The organism is Rubellimicrobium sp. CFH 75288 (assembly GCF_009904055.1).
Taxonomy (GTDB): domain Bacteria; phylum Pseudomonadota; class Alphaproteobacteria; order Rhodobacterales; family Rhodobacteraceae; genus Rubellimicrobium.
Genome location: NZ_WYDP01000020.1, coordinates 51,034 through 70,021 on the forward strand (window position 1 = coordinate 51,034; position 18,988 = coordinate 70,021).

23 protein-coding genes are annotated in these 18,988 nt (G+C 72.1%); 18 read left to right on the plus strand and 5 right to left on the minus strand.

Annotated elements, in window-relative coordinates; translation table 11 throughout:
- Positions 1 to 45: 45 nt before the first annotated feature.
- Complete coding sequence (locus tag GT358_RS14100; RefSeq protein ID WP_166583271.1) at positions 46 to 255, minus strand: DUF378 domain-containing protein; 210 nt, start codon at positions 253 to 255, stop codon at positions 46 to 48.
- Between the two features lie 73 nt (positions 256 to 328).
- Entirely contained in the window at positions 329 to 790 is a 462-nt protein-coding gene (mscL, locus tag GT358_RS14105; protein WP_166583272.1) for a large conductance mechanosensitive channel protein MscL, read from the minus strand.
- Positions 791 to 973: 183 nt separating this feature from the next.
- Between mscL and GT358_RS14110 the strand changes: the two genes are divergently transcribed.
- From GT358_RS14110 to GT358_RS14195, 18 genes are all read left to right on the plus strand, one after another.
- Positions 974 to 1,669: a glutathione S-transferase family protein gene (locus tag GT358_RS14110; RefSeq protein WP_166583273.1), complete on the plus strand. Its 696-nt coding sequence runs from the start codon at positions 974 to 976 to the stop codon at positions 1,667 to 1,669.
- Between the two features lie 164 nt (positions 1,670 to 1,833).
- Complete coding sequence (gene ffh / locus GT358_RS14115) at positions 1,834 to 3,342, plus strand: signal recognition particle protein (RefSeq protein ID WP_166583274.1); 1,509 nt, start codon at positions 1,834 to 1,836, stop codon at positions 3,340 to 3,342.
- A gap of 4 nt (positions 3,343 to 3,346) precedes the next feature.
- Positions 3,347 to 3,856 (plus strand): GNAT family N-acetyltransferase, encoded by a 510-nt coding sequence (locus GT358_RS14120; protein ID WP_166583275.1) that lies wholly within the window; start codon positions 3,347 to 3,349, stop codon positions 3,854 to 3,856.
- A complete protein-coding gene (locus GT358_RS14125; RefSeq protein WP_166583276.1) occupies positions 3,853 to 4,365 on the plus strand; it encodes a GNAT family N-acetyltransferase in 513 nt (170 codons plus the stop codon). Before GT358_RS14120 ends, GT358_RS14125 begins: the two co-directional genes overlap by 4 nt.
- A complete protein-coding gene (locus GT358_RS14130) occupies positions 4,362 to 4,688 on the plus strand; it encodes a chorismate mutase (protein ID WP_166583277.1) in 327 nt (108 codons plus the stop codon). The genes GT358_RS14125 and GT358_RS14130 overlap by 4 nt, the downstream gene beginning before the upstream one ends.
- A gap of 43 nt (positions 4,689 to 4,731) precedes the next feature.
- Positions 4,732 to 5,085 (plus strand): 30S ribosomal protein S16, encoded by a 354-nt coding sequence (rpsP, locus tag GT358_RS14135; protein WP_166583278.1) that lies wholly within the window; start codon positions 4,732 to 4,734, stop codon positions 5,083 to 5,085.
- A gap of 4 nt (positions 5,086 to 5,089) precedes the next feature.
- Positions 5,090 to 5,593: a ribosome maturation factor RimM gene (rimM, locus tag GT358_RS14140; protein ID WP_166583279.1), complete on the plus strand. Its 504-nt coding sequence runs from the start codon at positions 5,090 to 5,092 to the stop codon at positions 5,591 to 5,593.
- A gap of 80 nt (positions 5,594 to 5,673) precedes the next feature.
- A complete protein-coding gene (locus tag GT358_RS14145; RefSeq protein WP_166583280.1) occupies positions 5,674 to 6,231 on the plus strand; it encodes a cysteine hydrolase family protein in 558 nt (185 codons plus the stop codon).
- 104 nt (positions 6,232 to 6,335) lie between these two features.
- The gene (locus GT358_RS14150; protein ID WP_166583281.1) at positions 6,336 to 6,500 is read left to right on the plus strand and encodes a DUF1328 family protein; all 165 of its coding nucleotides are present in this window, start codon (positions 6,336 to 6,338) and stop codon (positions 6,498 to 6,500) included.
- A 40-nt stretch (positions 6,501 to 6,540) separates the two neighbouring features.
- A complete protein-coding gene (gene trmD / locus GT358_RS14155) occupies positions 6,541 to 7,440 on the plus strand; it encodes a tRNA (guanosine(37)-N1)-methyltransferase TrmD (protein ID WP_166583282.1) in 900 nt (299 codons plus the stop codon).
- Positions 7,424 to 7,804, plus strand: a complete 381-nt coding sequence (gene rplS, locus GT358_RS14160) for a 50S ribosomal protein L19 (RefSeq protein WP_166583283.1) — start codon at positions 7,424 to 7,426, stop codon at positions 7,802 to 7,804. The genes trmD and rplS overlap by 17 nt, the downstream gene beginning before the upstream one ends.
- Positions 7,801 to 8,022 (plus strand): 50S ribosomal protein L31, encoded by a 222-nt coding sequence (gene rpmE, locus GT358_RS14165; RefSeq protein WP_166583284.1) that lies wholly within the window; start codon positions 7,801 to 7,803, stop codon positions 8,020 to 8,022. Before rplS ends, rpmE begins: the two co-directional genes overlap by 4 nt.
- A gap of 78 nt (positions 8,023 to 8,100) precedes the next feature.
- Positions 8,101 to 10,245 (plus strand): bifunctional diguanylate cyclase/phosphodiesterase, encoded by a 2,145-nt coding sequence (locus GT358_RS14170; protein WP_166583285.1) that lies wholly within the window; start codon positions 8,101 to 8,103, stop codon positions 10,243 to 10,245.
- A 94-nt stretch (positions 10,246 to 10,339) separates the two neighbouring features.
- Complete coding sequence (locus tag GT358_RS14175) at positions 10,340 to 11,149, plus strand: division plane positioning ATPase MipZ (RefSeq protein WP_166583286.1); 810 nt, start codon at positions 10,340 to 10,342, stop codon at positions 11,147 to 11,149.
- Positions 11,150 to 11,223: 74 nt separating this feature from the next.
- Positions 11,224 to 11,631, plus strand: a complete 408-nt coding sequence (locus tag GT358_RS14180; RefSeq protein ID WP_166583287.1) for a polymer-forming cytoskeletal protein — start codon at positions 11,224 to 11,226, stop codon at positions 11,629 to 11,631.
- Between the two features lie 106 nt (positions 11,632 to 11,737).
- Entirely contained in the window at positions 11,738 to 12,910 is a 1,173-nt protein-coding gene (locus GT358_RS14185; RefSeq protein ID WP_166583288.1) for an acetyl-CoA C-acetyltransferase, read from the plus strand.
- A gap of 49 nt (positions 12,911 to 12,959) precedes the next feature.
- Positions 12,960 to 13,685 (plus strand): acetoacetyl-CoA reductase, encoded by a 726-nt coding sequence (gene phbB / locus GT358_RS14190; RefSeq protein WP_166583289.1) that lies wholly within the window; start codon positions 12,960 to 12,962, stop codon positions 13,683 to 13,685.
- 64 nt (positions 13,686 to 13,749) lie between these two features.
- The gene (locus GT358_RS14195) at positions 13,750 to 14,988 is read left to right on the plus strand and encodes an argininosuccinate synthase (RefSeq protein WP_166583290.1); all 1,239 of its coding nucleotides are present in this window, start codon (positions 13,750 to 13,752) and stop codon (positions 14,986 to 14,988) included.
- Here the strand turns inward: GT358_RS14195 and GT358_RS14200 are convergent.
- The 3 genes from GT358_RS14200 to GT358_RS14210 are packed head-to-tail and all read right to left on the minus strand — an operon-like array spanning position 14,985 to position 18,878.
- Positions 14,985 to 15,701: an HAD family hydrolase gene (locus tag GT358_RS14200; protein ID WP_371416301.1), complete on the minus strand. Its 717-nt coding sequence runs from the start codon at positions 15,699 to 15,701 to the stop codon at positions 14,985 to 14,987. The two genes, GT358_RS14195 and GT358_RS14200, sit on opposite strands and share 4 nt — an antisense overlap.
- Positions 15,698 to 16,600 carry a D-amino acid aminotransferase gene (locus GT358_RS14205; protein WP_166583291.1) on the minus strand — a complete coding sequence of 301 codons (903 nt, stop codon included), beginning with the start codon at positions 16,598 to 16,600 and terminating at the stop codon, positions 15,698 to 15,700. The genes GT358_RS14200 and GT358_RS14205 overlap by 4 nt, the downstream gene beginning before the upstream one ends.
- A 10-nt stretch (positions 16,601 to 16,610) precedes the next feature.
- Positions 16,611 to 18,878 (minus strand): NADP-dependent malic enzyme, encoded by a 2,268-nt coding sequence (locus tag GT358_RS14210; protein WP_166583292.1) that lies wholly within the window; start codon positions 18,876 to 18,878, stop codon positions 16,611 to 16,613.
- Positions 18,879 to 18,988 lie beyond the last annotated feature (110 nt).

The following is an 18,988-nucleotide window of genomic DNA, read 5'->3' on the forward strand; positions in this document are numbered from 1 at the left end:
ACGGCAAGGCCCCTGCGGAGCGCCGCAGGGGCCGGATCGTCGGCGTCATGCCAGCGCGGGATGCCTCTTCCACGTGTCCGGCATCACCAGCAGGACGACCGCTGCCGCACCCACGAGCACATAGACGAGCCGCTCGAGCAGCGGGACGGCGCCGAAGATGGTGCCCACGAGGTTGAAGCCGAACAGGCCGACGAGGCCCCAGTTGAGGCCGCCGACGATCAACAGGATCACCGAAACCAGACGCAGGATATGCATGATCTCCTCCACGGCTGATCGGCGGATTTCCGCCGATGCCGATGTGGGGAGCGTGAGGGCGCCCTGCAAGGGTTCAGGGCATGACCGTGTCCGGCGGCAGGCGGCGATCCGAAGCGAGCAGGTCGCGGATCTCGGCCAGAAGCTGCTCCTGCGTGGGGCCGGAGGGTGCGGCGGGGACCGGACCTTCGGCCCTCAGCGCCGCGTCCTTGATGCGGTTGACCGCCTTGACGAGCAGGAACACGACCCAGGCGATGATGAGGAAGTTGATGACGGCGGTGATGAAGGCGCCATAGGCGAACACGGCGGCCCCCGAATCGCGCGCGGTCTGGAGGCCCACCCCTTCGGGGACGCTGCCGGACATCACCCAGTAGAGGTTGGAAAAGTCGATGCCGCCCACGATCAGCCCGATGACCGGGTTGATGATGTCGGCCACCAGGCTGTTGACGATCGCGGTAAAGGCGGCGCCGATGATGATCCCCACGGCGAGGTCCATCACGTTGCCCTTGGCAATGAAGTCGCGGAATTCCCTGATCATGGTTCGGCTCCCCCGGGCCGCCTGACGCGGCGGCACACGCTCATCCATGCCGTGCGGACAGCGTCTTGGCGACGGGAATCTGCAGGCCTGCCCGTGGGGCACGGGCGACCTGCGCAGGGGGCGATGGCGCGCCGCCGGGGTCGCGCTACACCATCGCGCGATCCCCGCCCGGAGGCATGCGCCATGGCCGACCTGTCCGCCTTTCCCGTCACCCGCCGCTGGCCGCCGGCCGATCCCTCGGCCATCCAGCTCTACGCCTTTCCCACGCCCAACGGGGTCAAGGTCTCGACCATGCTGGAGGAGACGGGCCTGCGCTACGAGGCGCATCGCGTGGCCCTGACCGAGGACGAGGTGAAGTCGCCCGAGTTCCTGTCGCTGAACCCCAACGGCAAGATCCCCGCCCTGATCGACCCCGACGGGCCGGGCGGGCACCCCCTCGGCCTGTTCGAGTCGGGGGCGATCCTCCTGTATCTGGGCGACAAGACGGGCCGCTTCCTGGGCCGCGGCCCCGCCGGGCGGTGGGAGGTCACGCAATGGCTGATGTGGCAGATGGGGGGCGTGGGCCCAATCTTCGGGCAGGTGGGCTTTTTCGTGAAGTTCGCGGGCCGCGAGATCGAGGACCCCCGCCCGCGCGAGCGCTACCTCGCCGAGGCGCGACGGCTGCTCGGCGTGCTCGAGGCGCGGCTCGAGGGGCGCGACTGGGTGGCGGGCGAGTATTCGGTAGCCGACATGGCGATCGGGCCGTGGCTGAACGGGCTCGACTATTACGGGGCGAGGCCGCTGCTGGGCTGGGACGGGCTGCGGCGGGTGCCGGCCTATCTGGACCGCTTCCTGGCGCGGCCGGCCGTGCAGCGGGCGCTGGAGATCCCCCCGCCCTGACCGCCCCCGCGGGTTGACGCAGGCGGTCCCGTCGCGTATCTGCCCCCCGTCGCCGGAAAGCCCTGGGCCTTCCGGTCCCCTGCCCGTGCCGGGGGATCGCCGTCCGCCAGCGCGATGCGCCCGCGGGCGCGATCGGCGCTTGGGATCGCGGAGGGAGCGGGCCGATGTTCGAGAACCTGTCGGAACGGCTGGGCGGCGTCTTCGACCGCCTGACGCGTCAGGGCGCGCTGACCGAGGCGGATGTCCAGACCGCTCTGCGCGAGGTGCGCACCGCCCTGCTCGAGGCGGACGTGTCGCTGCCCGTCGCGCGCGACTTCGTCCGCGCCGTCGAGCGCAAGGCCACGGGCCAGCAGGTCACGAAATCCGTCACGCCGGGCCAGCAGGTCGTCAAGATCGTCCATGACGAGCTGGTGCGCGTCCTCGAGGGCGAGGGCGAGCCCGAGGCGCTGAAGATCGACAACCCCCCCGCCCCGATCCTGATGGTGGGCCTGCAGGGCGGCGGCAAGACCACCACCACCGCCAAGATCGCCAAGCGCCTGAAGGAGCGCGAGGGCAAGCGGGTGCTCATGGCCTCGCTCGACACCTCGCGGCCCGCGGCGATGGAGCAGCTCGCGATCCTCGGGGCGCAGATTGGGGTGGACACGCTGCCCATCGTGCCGGGCGAGGACCCGGTCGCGATCGCCCGGCGCGCGATGACGCAGGGGCGCCTGGGCGGCTACGACGTGGTGATGCTCGACACCGCGGGACGGCTGCACATCGACGAGGCGCTGATCGCCCAGGCGGCCGAGGTGCGCGACGCGGTGCGCCCGCGCGAGACGCTGCTGGTCGTGGACGGGCTGACGGGCCAGGTCGCGGTTGAGGTCGCGCGCGAGTTCGACGCCAGGATCGGCGTCACCGGCGTGGTGCTGACGCGGATGGACGGCGATGGGCGCGGCGGTGCGGCCCTGTCGATGCGGGCGGTGACGGGCAAGCCCATCCGCTTCGTGGGCCTGGGCGAGAAGCTCGACGCGCTCGAGCCGTTCGACGCGCGGCGGATCGCAGGCCGCATCCTCGGGATGGGCGACATCGTGGCCCTGGTCGAGCGGGCGCAGGAGACGTTCGAGGCCGAGCAGGCCGAGCGCATGATCCGGCGCTTCCAGAAGGGGCTGTTCAACATGAACGACCTCAAGCTCCAGCTCGAGCAGATGCTGAAGATGGGGGGCGTCGAGGCGATGATGGGCATGATGCCCGGCATGGCCAGGATGAAGGGACAGGCGGCCGAGGCGGGGCTCGACGATCGGATGGTGCGCCGGCAGATCGCGCTCATCAACTCGATGACCAAGAAGGAGCGGGCCAACCCCGACATCCTCCAGGCCAGCCGCAAGCGGCGCATCGCGGCCGGGGCGGGGCTCGAGGTGGCCGAGCTGAACCGCCTGCTCAAGCAGCACCGGCAGATGGCCGACGTGATGAAGAAGATGGGCGGCATGAAGGGCGGGCTGCTGCGGCAGGCAGTGGCGCGGCTGACGGGGCGCGGTGGTCCGACCGAGGCCGACCTGGCGGCCGCGCAGGCCGCCCTGGCGCAGGGCGGGATGCCGAAGCTGCCGGGCGGGGTGCAGCTGCCCAAGGGCCTGGGCGGGCTCGGGGGCGCGGGCGGGCTGCCGCCGGGCCTGTCGGGCTTCGGGCGGAAGAAGTAGGCCGATGATCCCTGTCCTCCAGACCGGGCGCCTGACGCTGCGCGGGCCGCGACGGGACGACTTCCCTCCCTATGCGGCCTTCTGGGCCTCGCCGCGCTCCGTCCACGAGGGCGGCCCCCGCGACACGCGCGCTGCGTGGGAGGATTTCGCCGCCGGCTTCGGGCTGTGGACCATCGAGGGGGTCGGCACCTGGTCGGTGGAGGAGCGCGCGACCGGCGCCTTCTGCGGCATCGTCGGGCTCTATCATCCCGTCCACTTCCCCGAGACGGAGATCGGCTGGGCGCTGCTCGAGCCCTTCGAGGGGCGCGGGATCGCCTTCGAGGCTGCGCGGGCGGCGCTGGACTGGGCTTGGGCGACCACATCCCTGCCGAGCCTTGTCAGCTATATCGACAAGGCCAATGCGCGGTCCATCCGGCTGGCCGAGCGGCTGGGAGCGGTGGCGGACCCGCAGGCCCGCCCCTCGGGTCCGGGAGAGGTGGTGATGCGGCACCACCGGCCGGGGGGGCCACGATGATCGAGACCGAGCGCCTGCTGCTGCGCCGGCCCGCGCCCGGCGACTGGCCGGCCTTCCGCTCCTTCATGCTGTCCGGGCGCGCGGCGGGCTTCGGCAGCCACGGGCACGAGGGGCGTGCCTTTCGGGCCTTTGCGGCCGAACTGGGCCATTGGGAGATCTTCGGCTACGGCATGTGGGCCGTGGTGCCGAAGGGGCAAGACGGCGCGGTGGCGCTGGTGGGTCCCTGGACCCCGCCCGACTGGCCCGAGCCCGAAGTGGGCTGGATGATTCTCGATCCGGCCTGGGAAGGCCGGGGGGCGGCCTTCGAGGCGGCCACCGCGGCCGTAGCCCATGCCTACGGCACGCTCGGCTGGTCCACGGTGGTGAGCTACATCGCCGAAGGCAACGCCCGCTCCGAGGGGCTGGCGCGGCGGCTGGGGGCCGTGCCCGATCCCGGGGCGCCCGCGCCCGAGGCGTCGGGGCGGCGCCTCGTGGTCTGGCGGCACCCGCGCCCGGAGGAGCGCCGATGACCCGTCCCGATTCCGTCCACGACGCCCTGCCCGACCCCAGCAGCCGCGCCGCCGCGCTCCTGCGCGAGCACCGCGAGTCGATCGACCGGCTGGATGCGATCCTCGTCTTCACGCTGGCCGAGCGGTTCAAGCACACGCAGGCCGTGGGCCGGCTCAAGGCCGCGCACGGGCTGCCTCCCTCCGACCCGGCGCGCGAGGCCCAGCAGATCGCGCGCCTGACCGAGCTGAGCCGACAGGCGGATCTCGATCCGGCCTTCGCCCAGAAGTTCCTGGCCTTCGTGATCCAGGAAGTCATCAAGCATCACGAGCAGCACCAGTCCTGACGGCGCCCCGCGCCGTCCCCATGGCAATCCAAGGAGAGACCTCATGGCCATGAAGATCCGGCTCGCCCGCGGCGGGTCCAAGAAGCGCCCCTTCTACGCGATCGTCGCCGCCGACAGCCGCGCGCCGCGCGACGGCCGCTTCATCGAGAAGCTGGGCACCTATGCCCCCCTGCTGCCCAAGGACAGCGAGGACCGCGTGCGCATGAATCTCGAGCGCGTGCAGCACTGGCTGAGCCAGGGCGCCCAGCCCACCGACCGCGTGGCGCGCTTTCTGGAGGCCGCGGGCGTGATGCCCCGGCGCGAGCGCGCCAACCCCAAGAAGGGCGAGCCGGGCAAGGCCGCGCGCGAGCGCGCCGAGAAGAAGGCCGCCCGCTCGGCCGAGGCCGCCGCGGAGTAGGCCCGTGCCCGGCGGGGAGCGGGTCGTCGTCGGCGCCCTGGCGGGCGCCTTCGGCGTCCATGGCGAGGTGCGGCTCAAGAGCTTCTGCGCCGAACCCGAGGCGATCGCGTCCTATCTGCCGCTCCACACGCCCGACGGGCGGCGCTTCGACAGCCTGCGCCTGACCGGCCGCGCCCCCGGCGCGCTGGTGGCGCGGCTGGGCGGTGTGGACACGCGCGAGGAGGCCGAGGCGCTGCGGGGCACCCCGCTGCTCGCCGACCGCGACCGCCTGCCCCCGCTCCCCGAGGACGAGTTCTACCATGCCGACCTCATCGGCCTTTCGGTGCACGATCCGGGTGGGGCGGCGCTCGGGGTCGTGCGCGCGGTGCTGAACCACGGGGCGGGCGACATCCTGGAGGTGGCGCGACCCGGCGGCGGCACCCTCCTTCTGCCCTTCACGCGCGCGGTGGTGCCGGTCGTGGACGTCGCCGCAGGCCGGATCGTCGCCGACCCGCCCGCCGAGACCTGACGACCGCCGCGGCGCCCGGATTGCAGCCGCCGCGCGCCGGGGGCATTCTGGGGGGCCACCCAGTTCAGGAGGCCCGAGCCATGCACGCGCTCATCGTCATCGACATGCTCAACGACTTCTACACCGGCGTCCTCGCCAACGAGGCGCATGCCTCGCGCATCGTGCCGGCCATCCGCCGCCTGATCGACCATGCGCGCGGACGCGAGGACTGGCTGGTGGTCTATTCCAACGACGCCCACCGCCACGACGACCCCGAGATCGCGATCTGGGGTCCCCATGCCATGGCCGGCACGCCGGGCGCGCAGGTCATCGACGCGCTCGCCCCCGTGGGCGCCCCGCGCGAGATCGTGAGCCCCAAGCGGTTCTACGGCGCCTTCGACGGCACCGATCTGGGCGAGGTGTTCGCGCGCTACGGCGTCACGGACGTGGTACTGACCGGCCAGCACACGCATTGCTGCGTGCGCCACACCTGCTATGGTGCGATGCTGCGGGGGCTGCGGGCCCATGTGCCGACCGATGCCGTCTGCGTCTTCGAGGGCGTGGACCAGGAGGCCGCGCTCGAGTACCTGCGCACGATCTACGGCGCGCGGATCACGAATGTGGACACGCTGATCGGAGAGGCCCGCGCCGCCGCCTGAGCGGGGACCGGCCGGGGCGACGCCCCCTCGGGGGGACCCGACGGGGCGTCGCGGGGGTTGGGGTCCCGAGGGGGCGCCACCCCTGCGCAGGACGGAGACGCCCCATGCTCGACTGGATCCTCATCCTTCTCGTGGTCGCCGCCGTGGCGGGCCTTCTGGGCTTCGGCCGCCTGTCGGGCGCCGCGCTGACGGGGGCCAAGTGGCTCGCCATCATCGCACTGGTCCTGTTCCTGCTGGTGCTGTTCGGGGTCATCGGCCTCGCGCGCTGAGGCGCTGGCCCCGACCACAGAGGACCGCTAGGGAGGGAGGATGACCGACGATCCCCTCCCTTCCGGCGGGCGGGCGCTGGGGCGCAAGTCCATCCGCCCCTCGGCCCTGCCCCGCGACCTGCTGGCCGACACGATCCGGCCCGGCGCCTGGACCGCGCATGTGATCACGCTTCTGCCCGAGGCGTTTCCCGGCGTGCTGGGCCTGTCGCTGACGGGCCGCGCGCTCGCCCAGGGGGTCTGGTCGCTCGACGTCACCGACCTGCGCGCCTTCGGCGAGGGGCGGCATCGCGCCGTGGACGACACGCCGGCCGGGGGAGGCGCGGGCATGGTGCTGCGCGCCGATGTGGGCGCGCGCGCCCTCGACCATGTGCTGGGCCGGGTACGGGGCGACGCCCCGCGCATCCTGCTGTCGCCCCGGGGCCGGCCCTTCGACCAGGCGCGGGCGCGGGACCTCGCGGCGCGCGATGGGGTCGTGCTCTTCTGCGGCCGCTTCGAAGGGGTGGACCAGCGTCTGATCGACGCCTACGGCCTCGAGGAGGTGTCGGTCGGGGATTTTGTCCTGACGGGGGGCGAGATTGCCGCACAGGCCTTGATCGACGCGACGGTAAGGCTTATGCCCCGCGTGCTCGGGAATCACCGTTCGGCCGAGGACGAGAGCTTTTCGTCCGGCCTTCTGGAATACCCGCAGTACACGAAGCCCCCCGTCTGGCAGGGCCGCGCGATCCCGGAGGTTCTTCTGTCCGGACATCACGCGCGGATCGACGCCTGGCGGAGGGAGGAGGCCGAACGGCTGACACAGGAACGGCGACCCGATCTCTGGCGGGCCCACCTCGCGCGGCGGGGGCGTCCGGCGGAAGACCGAGAGCTCTCGGGCCGCGACACACCTCCGGGGGACCGCCCCGGGCAACCTGAGGGAGGGTCCGATGGACCTGATCGCTGAACTCGAGGCCGAGCAGATCGCCTCGCTGGGGAAGGAGATCCCCGACTTCAAGGCCGGCGACACCGTGCGCGTCGGCTACAAGGTGACGGAAGGGACGCGCTCGCGGGTGCAGAACTTCGAGGGCGTGTGCATTGCGCGCAAGCACGGCAAGGGCATCGCGGGCTCGTTCACGGTGCGCAAGATCAGCTTCGGAGAGGGCGTCGAGCGGGTCTTCCCGCTGCATTCGACCAACATCGAATCGATCACGGTCGTCCGCCGCGGCCGCGTGCGGCGCGCCAAGCTCTATTACCTGCGCGACCGGCGGGGCAAGTCGGCCCGGATCGCGGAGCAGGCGAACTACAAGCCCAAGGAGGACGCGAAGTGAAGGCCGGCATCCATCCCGACTACCACCTGATCGACGTCCGCCTGACGGACGGCACCGTGGTCAAGATGAAGAGCACCTGGGGCAAGGAGGGCGACACGCTCTCGCTCGAGATCGACCCGCTCTCGCATCCGGCCTGGACGGGCGGGACGCAGCGCCTTGTCGATACGGGCGGCCGCGTGTCCAAGTTCAAGAACAAGTACGCCGGCCTCGGCTTCTGAGGTCTTGCGGCGGCGCCCCCATTCGGCGCCGCCTCGTCCGTTAAGGATTTGGCAAGGATTGGCGGCTAGGCTGCGGCCATGAGTGCCGCCGATGCGCCCGGTTGCGGGCACAGCCTGCCTGCCCGAATCGCCCTCGTCATGGGGGTGTCGCTGTTCGTGTTCGCCCTGACGCTCGGCGCCGCCATGGTGTTCATGGCACGGGCTCTGGACCGCGAGGGGGCGGAGAGCGCGACGCGGCTGGTGGAGGCTGCGCTCGACACGCTGCTCGCCCGGTCGCGCGAGGTGACGCTCGACTATGCGAAATGGGCCGAGGCGGTCCGCGCCGTGAGCCGCCACGACACGGACTGGCTCTACAGCAACATGGGCAGCGCCGCCGCCGCGGGGACGGTGGCCCATCTCGTGCTGCTCTGGGGCGGGGGTCTGCCGCGGGATCTGGGCTGGATCGACGGCAGCCCTCCGGCGGGGCTGAGCGGCCTTCTGGGCCGCGAGGCGCTGACTCTGGCCGAGCGGCGGCTGGAGCCGGGCAGCCGCGGGGCCGAAAGCTTCTTCCTGTGGCGGGGCAGCGACCTGTTCGCGCTCGCCGTGGCGGTCGTAGAGCCGCCGGACCGCCCCGACGCCCTGCCCGACGAGCGCAAGGCGCGCCTGCTGCTCGGCCGGCGCGTGAACCAGGAGGAGATCGTCCGCATGGCCGGCGCGACGCTGCTCGAGGGGCTGCGCCTGCACCGCCGGCCGCCCTCCCGGGGCGCCTATGCGGCCCTGCCGGGTCCCGACGGCCGGCCGGTGGCGTTTCTGGGCTGGGAGAGCGTGAATCCGGGCACCGCCCTGCTGCGACGGATGCTGCCCGGTCTCCTGCCGGTCACGCTGCTCGCCGGGCTTCTGGCGGCTGCGGGGGTGCGGGCGGCGCGGCGCGGCGCCTCCGAGCTTCTGGCCGCGGAGCGGCGCGCGCGAACCGCTGCCCTGACCGATCCGCTGACGGGTCTGCCCAACCGCGCGGCCTTTGGCGCAGCCATGGCGCGCCCGGCGCGGGCGGGCGAGCGGGCGGTGCTGTTTCTCGACGTGGACGGATTCAAGCGGATCAACGACAGCCTGGGCCACGGCGCCGGCGACCGGGTCCTGCAGGCCCTGGCGGATCGCCTGGCCGCCCTCGCCGGTCCGGACTGCCTGCTGGCGCGGATGGGCGGAGACGAGTTCGTGTTCGTCGTCGCGGGGCCGGACGCGGAGATGCGGGCCGACTGGCTCGCCCGCGGCGTCGAGCAGGCGCTCGGCCGACCGCTCGAGGTGGACGGGCACAGCCTGCGCGTCAGGGCGGCCCTGGGCCTGGCCGTCCAGCATCAGGACGGCCGCGCCGGAGACGACCTGGTCCGCCGGGCCGACCTCGCCATGTATGCGGCCAAGCGCAGGGGGGCGGACCGCCCGGCGGCCCCTGCCGTCCTGACGGCGGAGGCCCCGCGCGAGCGGGCGGCGCTGGAGCGGGCCCTGCGCGCCGGTCTGGACCGCCCGGAGGAGTGGAGGGTGCTCTATCAGCCCGTTCTGCGGCTGGGCGACGGCACCCTCGCCCATGCCGAGGCGCTGGCGCGCTGGACCTCGACCGAGCTGGGTCCGGTGGGCCCGGAGCGCTTCATCCCCGCGGCCGAGGAGGCCGGCCTGATCGCCGCGATCGAGCACCGCATCCTCGGGATGGTATGCGACGATCTGGCCGCCTTCCCGGGCCTGTCGGCCAGCATCAACCGCTCGGCCAGGGCTCTGCTCTCGCTCGACCCGGCCGCGGACCTGGCGGCGGCGCTGACGGCGCGGGGCCTGCCGCCCTCGCGTCTGGCCGTGGAAGTGCCGGGACGCCTGGCCGATGCGGACCCCGCCCTGCTGGCGGAGCGGCTGGAGGCGCTGCGGCGGGCGGGCCTTGCCGTCATCCTCGACGATTTCGGGGCGGACCGCTGTTCGGCCATCGACCTCGCGGCGCTGCCGCTTGCGGGGCTCAAGCTGGACCGGCGCCTCGTTGCGGGGCTGGGCACGGTCCCCGGCACGGCGCCGCTTCTCGATGCGCTCCTGCGCCTCGGCGGCGCCCTGGGCCTGCCGGTCTGCGCGAAGGGTGTGGAGGCGCAGGCCGAACTGGCCCTTGTGCAGGATCTGGGCTGCGCGCTGGCGCAGGGCTGGCTCATCGGCCGCCCCCTGCCCGCCGCGGATTGCGCGCGGTCGTGGCTCGCGCGCAGCGCGGCCGTCGCCTGACGGGCCTGCGTTCCTCCGGCCCGGCGGCAGCGCTTCCCCTGGGCCGACGCCGTCGCTAGGAACGCAGGCAGGGGCAGGAGACCGCACGGACGGCATGGCGCACATCATCGTCGTGGGCAACGAGAAGGGCGGAGCGGGCAAGTCCACCGTCGCCATGCACGTGGCAAGCGCGCTGGCGCGGCTCGGCTGGCGGGTGGGCACGCTCGACCTCGACCTGCGGCAACGCTCGCTCGGCCGGTATATCGAGAACCGGCTGCGGTTCCTCGCGCGGGAGGGGCTGAGCCTGCCTTCGCCGGCCTCCGTGGACCTGCCCGAGATCGATCCGTCCGCCCTGCCGCCGGGCGAGAACCTGTCCGACCACCGCCTGTCGGCGGCGGTGGCCGCGCTCGAGCCCTGTTCGGACTTCATCGTGATCGACTGCCCCGGCAGCCATACGCGGCTGGCGCAGGTGGCGCACAGCCTGGCGGACACGCTGGTGACGCCGCTCAACGACAGCTTCGTGGACTTCGACCTTCTCGCGCGGATCGACACGGACGGGGAGACGATCCTCGGACCCTCGGTCTATGCCGAGATGGTCTGGACGGCGCGTCAGCTGCGCGCGCAGGCGGGGCTCGATCCGATCGACTGGATCGTGCTGCGCAACCGCCTGGGCTCGACCGCGATGGTCAACAAGCAGCGCATGGAGAGCGCGCTGGGCCGGCTGGCGCGACGGATCGGGTTCCGGGTCGGGCCAGGCTTCAGCGAACGGGTGATCTTTCGCGAACTGTTCCCGCGCGGCCTCACGCTGCTCGACCTGCGCGACATCGGGGTGGAACGCCTCTCCATGAGCCATGTCGCCGCGCGACAGGAATTGCGGGAACTTCTGCGCGCGCTCGGCCTGCCCGGCGTGGAGGTGCGCCTCTGAGGCCCCTTGCCAGAGGCGCCTCGCTCGGGTGTGATGACGCCGTGGCCCGGGGCCGCAGGGGGGGAAGAGTGACCATGTCGATCCTGAGCGGCACCACCGCCAACCCGGGACCTGCGCCCGCAGCCCCTCCGGCCGCATCGGGCGGTCCGGCGCGGGGACGGTCGCACCTGATCGCGGGCGCGCGCGTGGTGGGCGAGCTGACCGCGCCCGGCACGCTCGAGATCCAGGGGCGCGTGGAGGGGCGGGTCGGCGCCGATGCCATCGTGATCGAGGAGCGTGGCACTGTCGAGGGCGAGGCGCAGGGCGGTGCCGTCGAGATCCGGGGGGGCTTCGACGGCACGCTGACCGGCGGGGCCGTGCGCATCCAGTCAGGGGCGCGGGTCTCGGGCACGATCCTCTACGAATCGCTGAGCATCGAGAGCGGCGCGGAGGTGACGGCGACCTTCACGCGCGCCCGCGCCGTGCCGGCGCCCCAGGGGTGAGGACGCCCGCCCCTCCGCGCCCCTGCCCTTGCGGCCCGGCGGCCCCGCCTCTAGGCAGAACGGGAAGGCCCGTCCGCACAGGGCGGGACCGGTGGGAGGGTTTGTCATGACCAACGTCGTCATCGCCTCGGCCGCGCGCACGGCCGTCGGATCGTTCGGAGGGGCCTTCGGCACGGTGCCCGCCCACGAACTGGGCGCGGCCGTCCTCGAAGCGGTCGTGGCGCGCGCGGGCGTGGAGAAGGCCGAGGTGAGCGAGACGATCCTCGGTCAGGTCCTGACGGCCGCCGCCGGGCAGAACCCGGCCCGTCAGGCGCATATCCGCGCGGGCCTGCCGCAGGAAAGCGCGGCCTGGGGCATCAACCAGGTCTGCGGATCGGGGCTGCGCAGCGTGGCCCTGGGCGCGCAGCACATCATGCTGGGCGATGCGGCGATCGTCTGCGCCGGCGGGCAGGAGAGCATGTCGCTCGCCCCCCATGCCGCGCCGCTGCGCGCGGGCCAGAAGATGGGCGACCTGTCCCTGGTGGACACGATGATCAAGGACGGGCTCTGGGATGCCTTCAACGGCTACCACATGGGTCAGACGGCCGAGAACGTCGCGCGCGAGTGGCAGATCACCCGCGAGGAGCAGGACGCCTTTGCAGTCGCCTCGCAGAACAAGGCGGAGGCGGCGCAGAAGGAGGGCCGCTTCCGCGAGGAGATCGTCCCCTTTACCGTCAAGGGCCGCAAGGGCGACACCGTGGTGGAGGAGGACGAGTACATCCGCCACGGCGCCACGATCGAGGGCGTGGCCAAGCTGCGCCCCGCCTTTGCCAAGGACGGCACGGTGACGGCCGGCAACGCTTCGGGCCTCAACGACGGGGCGGCCGCGGTGCTGCTCATGAGCGAGGAGGAGGCGGCGCGGCGCGGCCTCGAGCCGCTCGCGCGGATCGCGTCCTATGCCACCGCGGGCCTCGATCCGGCGATCATGGGGATGGGGCCGGTCCATGCCTCGCGCCGGGCGCTGGAGAAGGCGGGCTGGACGGTCGGCGACCTCGACCTCGTGGAGGCCAACGAGGCCTTTGCCGCCCAGGCCTGCGCGGTCAACAAGGACATGGGCTGGGACCCGTCCATCGTGAACGTCAACGGCGGCGCCATCGCCATCGGCCATCCGATCGGCGCCTCGGGCGCGCGCGTGCTGGTCACGCTGCTCCACGAGATGAAGCGGCGGGGTGCGAAGAAGGGTCTGGCCACGCTCTGCATCGGGGGAGGGATGGGGGTCGCGCTCTGCGTGGAGCGCTGAGGGGCCGGGCCACCCCACGGGTTCACGAGCGGAAGGGAGGAGTTTCGCCATGGCCAGAACGGCCCTTGTCACCGGCGGCACGCGCGGCATCGGCGCGGCCATTTCCCGCGCCCTGAAGGCAGAGGGACACCGCGTCGCCGCCACCTATGCCGGCAACGAGGAAAAGGCCCGCGCCTTCTCGGACGAGACCGGCATCGCCGTGTTCCGCTGGAACGTCGCCGATTACGACGCCTGCAAGGCAGGCCTGGCCGAAGTCGAGTCCGCGCTCGGCCCCGTGGAGATCCTCGTCAACAACGCCGGCATCACCCGCGATGCCCCCTTCCACAGGATGACGCCCGAGCAGTGGCGCGAGGTGATCGACACCAACCTTACCGGCCTGTTCAACATGACCCATGCCGTCTGGCCGGGCATGCGCGAGCGCAAGTGGGGCCGGGTCGTCAACATCTCGTCCATCAACGGGCAGAAGGGGCAGTTCGGCCAGGCCAACTATGCCGCGGCCAAGGCGGGCGACCTCGGCTTCACCAAGGCGCTCGCGCTCGAGGGGGCACGGGCGGGGATCACCGTGAACGCCGTGGCGCCGGGTTATATCGACACCGACATGATGAGCACGATCCCCCAGAAGGTCATGGACGAGGTGATCCTGCCCGCGATCCCCGTGGGCCGGCTGGGCCGGCCCGAGGAGATCGCGCGCTGCGTGGTGTTCCTCGCCTCGGACGACGCGGGCTTCGTGACGGGGGCGACGCTGTCGGCCAACGGGGGCCAGTACCTGGCCTGAGGCGCGCTTGTGGGCCTGGCGCAAAGGCGCTAGGCCCCGCTCCGTCCATCACGGAGCCGTTTCCATGCCGCGTCCCGCGTCCAAGCCCCGCAAGGTCGTTCTCGCCTATTCCGGTGGCCTCGACACCTCGATCATCCTGAAGTGGCTCCAGACCGAGTACGGCTGCGAGGTGGTGACGTTCACGGCTGATCTGGGCCAGGGCGAGGAGCTGGAGCCTGCGCGCGCCAAGGCCGAGATGCTGGGCATCCGCCCCGAGAACATCCGCATCGAGGACCTGCGCGAGGAATTCGTGCGCGACTTCGTCTTTCCGATGTTCCGCGCCAACGCGCTCTACGAGGGGCTCTACCTGCTCGGCACCTCGATCGCGCGGCCCCTGATCGCGAAGCGTCTGGCCGATATCGCCGAGGAGACGGGCGCGGACGCGGTGGCCCACGGCGCCACGGGCAAGGGCAACGACCAGGTCCGCTTCGAGCTGTCGGTGGCCGCGCTGAACCCGTCGCTGCGGGTCATCGCGCCGTGGCGACTGTGGGACCTGACCAGCCGCACGAAGCTGCTCGAGTTCGCCGAGGCGCACCAGATCCCCATCGCGAAGGACAAGCGCGGCGAGGCGCCCTTCTCGGTGGATGCGAACCTCCTCCACACCTCCTCGGAGGGCAAGGTGCTGGAGAACCCCGCCGAGGAGGCGCCGGAGTTCGTCCTCCAGCGGGTCACGCCGCCCGAACGCGCGCCCGACGCCCCCGAGACGGTCGAGATCGGGTTCGAGCGGGGCGACGCGGTGTCAGTGAACGGCGAGCGGCTCTCGCCCGCCGCGCTGCTTGCCCGCCTCAACGAGCTGGGGGCGCGCCACGGCATCGGCATCCTCGACCTCGTGGAGAACCGCTTCGTGGGCATGAAGTCGCGTGGCCTCTACGAGACGCCGGGCGGCACGATCCTGCTCGAGGCGCATCGGGGCATCGAGCAGATCACGCTGGACGCGGGCGCGAGCCATCTCAAGGACAGCCTCATGCCGCGCTATGCGGAGCTGATCTACAACGGCTTCTGGTTCAGCCCCGAGCGCGAGATGCTCCAGGCGCTGATCGACAAGTCGCAGGAACATGTCACGGGCACGGTGCGCGTGAAGCTCTACAAGGGCTCGGCGCGCACGATCGCGCGCTGGTCGGACCATTCGCTCTACAGCGAGCGTCACGTGACCTTCGAGGAGGACGCGGGCGCCTACGACCAGACCGACGCGCAGGGCTTCATCACGCTCAACGCGCTGCGCCTGCGCCTGATCGCGGCGCGGCGGGCGCGCCTCCGGGGCTAGAGCGCGCGGGCCAGCAGCCGCTCGTAGGCCGCCATCCCCTCGGCCGCCAGCCGCGCGTACTCGCCCTCGAGCGCGGGCGGCTCGCCCTCTGGCGGCTCGAAGCCCGTCGAGCGGTGGACGGCGCCGTACCAGTGGGGCGCCCAGGCGCCGTCGAAGGGCTTGGGTCCGGCGGGCCAGGACAGCATCCGGTCCGTGAAGGGCAGGTCCAGCGCGGCGCAGAGGCGCGAAAGGGCGGCGCGGGGGTCGGCGCGCACCGATTCGGCCGAGAGCACGGGGGGCGGACTGCCGGTGAGGCCGGCGATCTCCTCCCAGAGCCGCTCCCCCTGGAGAAACCCGAGATCGGCGGCGGTGGGCGCCTCGCGCTTCCGCGCATAGCTCGCCACGACGCGGGCGGGGTGGCGGATCAGCAGGACATGGGCGCATTCCCGCATCCAATCGCGGGGGAAATGCGGCAGGAGGTGCAGGACCATGTGCTTCTGGTAGATGAGCGGCGCCCCGGCATCCGCCGCGCAGAGGCGCGCGACCGCCTCCGGGTCCGTGGACTGCGAGGCCAGCACCGCCTCGCGCATCGGGTGGTCGAGACCCGTGGCCGCGAGATAGGCGGCATAGAAGGGCTCGTCCATCGCCGCGCAGTCGCCCCGGGCGGCGAAGGCATACATCAGAGCGGTCGAAAGGTTGCGCGGACCGGACCAGACGCAGAGACGGCGGCTCACGAGAGCACCAGCGCCTTGTAGAGCTCGCGCAGGCGGGCCGTCACCGGGCCCATCCGGCCGTCCCCGATCACGCGGCCGTCGATCATGCCCACGGGCGTCTGCGCGCCGAAGGTGCCCGTCAGGAAGGCCTCGTCGGCGGAATAGGTCTCCACGAGAGAGAAGTTCTTCTGGAAGACGGGGATGCCCTCGCGCCGGCAGATCTCGATGACCTTGCCCCGCGTGATGCCGTTCATGCAGTAGTCGCCGGTGGAGGTCCAGACCTCGCCCTTGCGGACGATGAAGAAGTTGCAGGCGTTGGTCGTGTTCACGAAGCCGTGGATGTCGAGCATCAGCGCCTCGTCCGCCCCTGCCTTCTCGGCGGCGATGCAGGCGAGGATGCAGTTGAGCTTGCTGTGCGAGTTGAGCTTGGGGTCCTGCGTCATGGGCAGGCCGCGCAGATGCGGCACGGTGGCGAGCCGGATGGGCCGGGGCGCGTTGGGGCGCGAATGCTCCATGATGATGACGGTGGTCGGCCCCGACCGCGACAGGCGCGGATGCTGGAAGGGACGGGTCTTGACCCCGCGCGTGACCATCAGGCGCGCGTGCACGTCCGTGTGCATCCCGTTGGCCTTCTGGGTCTCGAGCAGCGCCTCGGCGATCTCGGCCCTGCTGCGTCCGATGTCGAGGTCGATGGCGCGCGCGGCCTCGAACAGGCGATCCAGATGCTCGTCGAGGAAGGCCCAGCGCCCCTCGTAGAGCCGTAACCCCTCCCACACGCCGTCGCCCAGCATGAAGCCCGAATCGTAGACCGAGACCACGGCCTCCGCCCGCGGGACGAGACGGCCGTTCACCCAGATCAGGATGGCGTCGTTGCGCGCGTCCTCCTCGGCCTGGTGGGTGCTGACATGGTCCTCGGGCATGGAGAGTCCTTCAGGCGGGGGCCGGCGCGGCCTGGGCGGCGGCCACGATGGCCATGGTCAGGATGTCGTTGGCGGTCGAGACGGTGGAGCAGAGCTGGATCGGGCGCGGCACGCCGGACAGGATCGGTCCGATCACCGTCGCCCCCGCGATCTCCTGGAGCAGCTTGACCGAGATGGAGGCCGAGTGGCGCGCCGGCATCACGAGGACGTTGGCGGGCGCCGTGAGCCGCGAGAAGGGATAGGCGCGCGCGGCCTCGGGGTTGAGGGCGACATCGGCCGTCATTTCGCCCTCGTATTCGAAATCCGCGCCCTCGGCATCGAGCACCGCCGGGGCGCGGTGCATCTTGGTCGCCCGCTCGGAGACGGGATGGCCGAAGGTGGAAAAGCTCAGAAAGGCGACCCTGGGCGTCAGGCCCAGGTCCCGCGCCACCCCGGCCGCCCGGCGGGCGATGCGGGCGAGGTCCGTTTCGTCGGGCCATTCGTGCACCAGCGTATCGGCGACCAGGACGATGCGCCCCTTGTGGAGCAGCGCGGTCACGCCCACGACCCCGTCGGCCGGCCCGAGGTCGAACACATGACCCACGAGATCCATCACATGCGCGGACTTGCGCGTGGCTCCCGTCACCATGGCATCCCCGTGGCCATGGGCGAGCATCAGGGCTGCGAACACGTGGCGGTCGCGCGCGGCGAGGCGGTGGACGTCGTGCCCGTCAAAGCCCTTGCGCTGCAACCGCCGGTAGAGGAAGGCCTTGTAGCTGTCCAGATGGGGGGTGTTGGCGGCGTTGACCACCTCGATCTCGGCGGCCGCGTCGGCGAGGCCGGCAGCCGCAAGCTTGTCGGCCACATCTGCCTCGCGCCCGACGACGCGGGCGCGGCCAAAGCCCCCGCGCGTCCAGGCGACCGCGGCGCGCAGGGTCCGGGGGTCGTCGCCCTCGGCGAAGATCACGGTGGCCTGCCGGGCCCGCGCCCTGGCATGAAGGCCCCGCAGCACCGCCGCCGTCGGGTCCATGCGCGAGCGCAGGCCCGCCCGGTAGGTCTCGGGGTCGGCGATGGGGCGGCGGGCCACCCCGGTGCGCATCCCCGCCTCGGCGACGGCGGGGGGAATGCGGTGGATCAGGCGCGGATCGAAGGGTGTGGGGATGATGTAGTCGCGCCCGAAGGAGAGCCGCCGGCCATAGGCCATCGCCACCTCGTCGGGGACGTCCTCGCGCGCGAGCGCGGCGAGCGCCTCGGCGCAGGCGATCTTCATGGCCTCGTTGATCGCCCGGGCCCGGATGTCGAGCGCGCCGCGGAACAGGTAGGGAAAGCCCAGGACGTTGTTGACCTGGTTGGGATAGTCCGACCGCCCCGTGGCCACGATCGCGTCCGGCCGGATGGCATGGGCCTCTTCCGGCGTGATCTCCGGGTCGGGATTGGCCATGGCGAAGATGACGGGATCGCGCGCCATGGAAGCGACCATGGCCGGCGTCACCGCGCCCCGGGCCGAGACGCCCAGGAACACGTCCGCGCCGGCCATCGCCTCGGCGAGGCTGCGCAGGTCGGTGTTCACCGCATGGGCCGACTTCCACTGGTTCATCCCGTCGGTCCGGCCGCGCCAGAGCACGCCCTTGGTGTCGCAGACGATGCAGCGCGCGGGATCGGCCCCCATGGCCTTGAGCAGCTCGATCGTGGCGATGCCGGCAGCGCCCGCGCCGTTGAGGACGATGCGGCAGTCCTCCAGCCGCTTGCCCGTGAGATGCAGCGCGTTGAGCAGCCCTGCCGCGCAGATGACCGCCGTGCCGTGCTGGTCGTCGTGGAACACCGGGATGTCCATGGCCTCCTTGAGGCGCGCCTCGATGACGAAGCATTCCGGCGCCCGAATGTCCTCGAGATTGATGCCGCCGAAGGAGGGGCCGAGAAGCCGCACGGCCTCGCAGAAGGCGTCCACGTCGGTGGTGTCGAGCTCGAGATCCACCGCGTCGATGTCGGCGAAGCGCTTGAAGAGGACGGCCTTGCCCTCCATCACCGGCTTGGAGGCCAGCGCGCCGATGGCGCCGAGGCCGAGCACCGCCGTGCCGTTGGAGATGACGGCGACGAGATTGCCCTTGCCGGTCAGCTCGAAGGCGGCATCCGGTGTTCCGGCGATGGCGAGACAGGGAAAGGCCACGCCCGGCGAATAGGCCAGCGACAGGTCGCGCTGGGTGGTCATCGGCTTGGTGGGCTGCATCTCCCACTTGCCGGGCCGCGGATGGCGGTGGAAGTCGAGCGCCTCGCCCTCGGTCACCCGTGCCCGTGTCATTCCGTCTCCCTCCCCCGGCGCCGAGATTGCCCGGAGCCGCGGCCGCCCGCAACCGGCGCGGGCTGGCCGGGGGGTCTGGCGGGCCGGGGACGGCGCCGCTAGCCTGATCC

Coding starts and splice junctions, on each gene's coding strand:
- GT358_RS14145 (WP_166583280.1), top strand. CDS start 5,674: ATGCACGCGCTCATCGTCATCGACATGCTCAACGACTTCTACACCGGC.
- GT358_RS14170 (WP_166583285.1), top strand. CDS start 8,101: ATGAGTGCCGCCGATGCGCCCGGTTGCGGGCACAGCCTGCCTGCCCGA.
- trmD (WP_166583282.1), top strand. CDS start 6,541: ATGACCGACGATCCCCTCCCTTCCGGCGGGCGGGCGCTGGGGCGCAAG.
- GT358_RS14120 (WP_166583275.1), top strand. CDS start 3,347: ATGATCCCTGTCCTCCAGACCGGGCGCCTGACGCTGCGCGGGCCGCGA.
- GT358_RS14130 (WP_166583277.1), top strand. CDS start 4,362: ATGACCCGTCCCGATTCCGTCCACGACGCCCTGCCCGACCCCAGCAGC.
- GT358_RS14125 (WP_166583276.1), top strand. CDS start 3,853: ATGATCGAGACCGAGCGCCTGCTGCTGCGCCGGCCCGCGCCCGGCGAC.
- rplS (WP_166583283.1), top strand. CDS start 7,424: ATGGACCTGATCGCTGAACTCGAGGCCGAGCAGATCGCCTCGCTGGGG.
- ffh (WP_166583274.1), top strand. CDS start 1,834: ATGTTCGAGAACCTGTCGGAACGGCTGGGCGGCGTCTTCGACCGCCTG.
- GT358_RS14195 (WP_166583290.1), top strand. CDS start 13,750: ATGCCGCGTCCCGCGTCCAAGCCCCGCAAGGTCGTTCTCGCCTATTCC.
- GT358_RS14100 (WP_166583271.1), bottom strand. CDS start 255: ATGCATATCCTGCGTCTGGTTTCGGTGATCCTGTTGATCGTCGGCGGC.
- GT358_RS14180 (WP_166583287.1), top strand. CDS start 11,224: ATGTCGATCCTGAGCGGCACCACCGCCAACCCGGGACCTGCGCCCGCA.
- GT358_RS14175 (WP_166583286.1), top strand. CDS start 10,340: ATGGCGCACATCATCGTCGTGGGCAACGAGAAGGGCGGAGCGGGCAAG.
- GT358_RS14150 (WP_166583281.1), top strand. CDS start 6,336: ATGCTCGACTGGATCCTCATCCTTCTCGTGGTCGCCGCCGTGGCGGGC.
- GT358_RS14110 (WP_166583273.1), top strand. CDS start 974: ATGGCCGACCTGTCCGCCTTTCCCGTCACCCGCCGCTGGCCGCCGGCC.
- mscL (WP_166583272.1), bottom strand. CDS start 790: ATGATCAGGGAATTCCGCGACTTCATTGCCAAGGGCAACGTGATGGAC.
- phbB (WP_166583289.1), top strand. CDS start 12,960: ATGGCCAGAACGGCCCTTGTCACCGGCGGCACGCGCGGCATCGGCGCG.
- GT358_RS14185 (WP_166583288.1), top strand. CDS start 11,738: ATGACCAACGTCGTCATCGCCTCGGCCGCGCGCACGGCCGTCGGATCG.
- rpsP (WP_166583278.1), top strand. CDS start 4,732: ATGGCCATGAAGATCCGGCTCGCCCGCGGCGGGTCCAAGAAGCGCCCC.
- GT358_RS14205 (WP_166583291.1), bottom strand. CDS start 16,600: ATGCCCGAGGACCATGTCAGCACCCACCAGGCCGAGGAGGACGCGCGC.
- GT358_RS14210 (WP_166583292.1), bottom strand. CDS start 18,878: ATGACACGGGCACGGGTGACCGAGGGCGAGGCGCTCGACTTCCACCGC.